Raw genomic sequence first — 3,207 nt, 5'->3', positions numbered from 1 at the left:
CCCGTCGAATACGAGACCAACCACTACCTCACCACCGCGAAACCCCAGGTCAAAACCACAATCTGAGATCTCTACCGAACCCGGGGCGGTTCAGTTTTCCTCGTGCCGAAATCTTGGACACGGGGCCCGCGCGGTTGCCTGAGCAAAAATGCTGCACTACCTGGACCGGACTGTGATCCATTCGTATGTGGCCTGCGCCGTGTACGAGGAGCACACGGGGGTGGCCGGCCTCAGCAGTACGGCTCCCAGAGCTCGTACTCCAGGGCGTCGGAAATCGCGGGCGAGGTGTCGCGGAACTGGGCGAGCAGGGCACGGTTGTGCTCGCGGATCTCCTCGTCGTACCCAGCCAGCGGGCTGTCCTCGGACAGATCCAGCAGCCACAGCGGCCGGAGCGTCGCGCCGCGCAGCGCCTTTCCTTCGGCGGTCTCGGTGCCCGCGTGCAGCCAGCGCACTCCCGGAAGGCGCGCCGGCATGTAGTAGGTGAGGTTGAAGTACTCGGCGGCCGAGGCGAGTTGGTCGTGGTCGAAGCCGAGCGCCCGCAGGTAGACGGTGTCGCCGCGGCGGAAGTACATGCAGAAGCCGACGGGCGGCTCGCCGGGGCGCGAGCACAGCACGACTTCGGCGCGCGAACCGGCGAGTTCACCCTGCTTGCGGAAGGACTCGGCCATCGGGGCCACGTCGACGGTCCTGCCGTAGCGCGCGAGCGAACAGGCCAGCAGCCGGGCGACGTCCCGCCAGCATTCGGCGAGCGTCCGGTGCTCCACCTCGTACCCGACCTTCTCGAACTTCCGTACCTCGCTGCGGATACGGCGGGCCCGGTGCGCCGACAGCGATTCCAGCCAGGCGTCGTAGCCGCCGGGCGGGATCTCGATCCAGGCGTCGGCCTTCAGCGCGACAGGGGCGGTCTGTACCCCCGCCGCGCGCAGCGCCCGCACGTCCTCGGTGGTCAGGTACATCGCCACGCGGGCGATCTTCGACTCCTCGTGCAGGGGTGAGCGCAGCGCGCGGACCGCGTCGAGCACCGCGGCGGCGGCCTCGGTCCGATCAGTTCCCTCTCCGGTCAGCAGGTGCGCCAGGTAGCCTCGGCGCTGGCCGATGAGCAGGCCACCGGGCTCGGGCGCCGGCAGGCCGCGCGCGGCGAGCAGCTCGTGCCACCGAAGCTGCGGGGTAGGCTCGTCGGTCACCGCCGCCACGGGGATCGCGGCCCGGCCGCCGCCCGGGGTCTCCACGTGCAGACCGCCGGAGACCGACCCGGGGTCGAGGGCGCACAGCCGCAGCCACAGCGCCGACGAGTAGAACCTGCCGTCGGCGAGCCTGTCCCACTCGGTGTCCCCGAGCCCGCCGATGGCGTCGGCGAAAGTGTCCGTCGTGGCGTTCATGGCGCCTCCCCTTGGTCTTCGGCGGATCAGCTACGGCGACCAGGACGGGCGCCGCGGGGTCCCCGGGCCCCGGCCGGGCCCGGCCGCGTTCCACGGGCGTCCGCCGCTCGTGCGGCAGGGCCAGGAACAAGCGTCCCGCATGACTGCGGAGCCGTTCCTTTCAGGTCTGCTGTCATTGCAGATTAATACAGATGTTCCGTGCCCGAAGGGGCCGTTGAGCGGGAATTCAGCCGCAATTGAGTCACACCGGAGATCGGGGTGAAACGGTGACTTCTGCGGGCCGAGAGGTCCCGTCACCATCGAGCACGAGTGGAGCCTTCATGTCGGCGGAACGGGTAACAGCCCAGTACAACGAGGAGTTCCGCACACCGGACAGCGAGTTGCCCTTGGTCGCCCGGTACGTCAAGGATTTCCCGACGCTCGCACCGTGGAATGTCGAGTGCTTGGCCAGGCCCCTCTTCGTGGCCGAGCGTGAGATTCGCGAGTTTGCCGATGACCTGCGGCACCTCATCGACATGCTCTTCTCTCTGCCGGACCGGATGTTCGGCGGCGATCTGGAAGCATTCCGGTCGGTGCTGGGAATCAGCGACGGCCGCTGGGAAGCGATTCGGCGGTTCGGCGACCTGCTGCCGCCCCATTACGGCCGGGCCGACATGTACCACGACGGCACCTCGTTCAAGCTCCTTGAGTTCAATCTGGGAAGCGAGGCGGGCGGCTGGGGATTCGCGGGGGAGATCTCCCGCGCGGCGATGGAGGTCGACGCCTTCGCCGGCTTCGCGCGCCGGAACCGGCTTGGTTACGTGCATCCCGTCCGCGCCGCAGTGGAGGCCCTGCGCCGCTTCGGCGCCCGGGTGGCACCCGGCCGTGAGCCGGTGGTGGCTCTGCTGGAGTGGCGTGGCGGTCTGAAGGACTACGGCGAGCACTGGGCCAACTTCCAGTCCGCACTGCGCTGGGCGGGCCTCGACATCCTGGTGGCCGAGGTCTCCGACGTGCACGAACGCGAGGGGGCGCTTTACCTCGGGGACACGAAGATCGACGTGGTCTACCGCACCTTCGTCCCGGACCAGATCGCCGAGGAACCTGACGGCTGGGACCTGGTCGCACCGCTGCTGCGTGCGCACGGGGCCGGCGGGACGCTGCTCTGGACCCCCCTGTCCAGCAACATGTTCGCCAACAAGTCCTGTATGGCGCTGCTTTCCGATGCGGCGCGGCGGCGCGATCTCAGCGAGGACGAGTGCCGGCTCGTCGACCGGGTGTTGCCCTGGACCCGCCTGATCAACACCGAAACGCTCAAGACCGACACCGACCTCGTCGACGAATGCCTGGAGCGGCGCGAGCAGTTGATCCTGAAGGTCAACGCGCGCGGCGGCGGAGTCGGCGCCGTCGTGGGCTGGGAGACGGACGACGCCACGTGGCGGCGGGCTCTGGAGGACTCGGCCGCGGAGGGGTGTGTCGTACAGCAGAGAGTGGTACCGCGGCCTGAGTTCGTGGTGGACCCGGTGACCGGGGAAACCGAGGAATGGCAGGCGGCCTATGGCATGTTCTACACCCCGCAGGGTTGCGCGGGAGCGTTCGCCAAGGCGGTGCCGGCCGGTGCGAGCAGCATCATCTCCGTCGCGCCGCCCGCGAACGCGCGCATCGCAGCCGTATTTCATCAGAGCGAGCTGCCCGTGTGGGGCGAAGTGCCTGCCGACGCGGCGAAGTAGAGAGACGTCATGATGCCGCAGCATTTGCCCGCGCCTTCGGCGTGGCGGCGGATTCAGACGGCCTGGGGTCTGCCGGACCTCGCGGGAAAAGGCCGGTTCGTCACGGCCAATCTGATCGACAG

Annotated in this window: 2 protein-coding genes; one reads left to right on the top strand and one right to left on the bottom strand. The window is 68.9% G+C overall.

Annotation, left to right across the window (positions count from 1 at the left end):
• Positions 1–230: 230 nt before the first annotated feature.
• Positions 231–1,379 carry a GNAT family N-acetyltransferase gene (locus tag ACZ68L_RS46675; RefSeq protein ID WP_469590980.1) on the bottom strand — a complete coding sequence of 383 codons (1,149 nt, stop codon included), beginning with the start codon at positions 1,377–1,379 and terminating at the stop codon, positions 231–233.
• A 320-nt stretch (positions 1,380–1,699) separates the two neighbouring features.
• Between ACZ68L_RS46675 and ACZ68L_RS46670 the strand changes: the two genes are divergently transcribed.
• Positions 1,700–3,085, top strand: coding sequence for a glutathionylspermidine synthase family protein (locus ACZ68L_RS46670; RefSeq protein WP_469590978.1), 1,386 nt, complete (start codon positions 1,700–1,702; stop codon positions 3,083–3,085).
• Positions 3,086–3,207 lie beyond the last annotated feature (122 nt).

The organism is Streptomyces sp. NPDC104309 (assembly GCF_055584025.1).
This window is presented reverse-complemented; position numbering and strand designations above follow the sequence as displayed.